The following is a 422-nucleotide window of genomic DNA, read 5'->3' as shown; positions in this document are numbered from 1 at the left end:
GACTTTAAGTGATGCCAATAAAGTTTATGATGGCACCACGAACGTGGCTGCCACGGACTTTAAGTTGACTGGACCAGCTGATATGGTTATTCCAACATTGACCGCTGAAGATTTTGATTTCAGTGGTATCAAGAGTGATGCGGGTCAGTATTCAGTTAAATTCAGTGAAACTGGCATTTCTGCACTGCAAAGTGCTAACAAGAACTACACGATTACTGGCAGCAATGTGATTGCCGGTAATTTGAATATCACACCTGCTCATATTACAATCACCGCACCTAGCGAAACCGTGACCTACAACGGTGAAGTACCAGTTTTACCGGAAGAAACAGTAACGGTTCAAGACGGTGCCGTTGGCACGCCAGTGGCGTACACGATCAGCAATAATGTGAAAGCCGACGCAGGTGGATACACAACAACAG

Annotated in this window: 1 protein-coding gene; it reads left to right on the top strand. The window is 45.5% G+C overall.

The window, feature by feature from the left end:
* Positions 1–422, top strand: a 422-nt coding sequence (locus tag HC026_RS13200) for an MBG domain-containing protein (protein ID WP_168926211.1), incomplete at both ends; no start/stop codon positions are given.

The sequence above is a fragment of the Secundilactobacillus angelensis genome, from assembly GCF_012641075.1.
Lineage (GTDB): Bacteria > Bacillota > Bacilli > Lactobacillales > Lactobacillaceae > Secundilactobacillus > Secundilactobacillus angelensis.
This window is presented reverse-complemented; position numbering and strand designations above follow the sequence as displayed.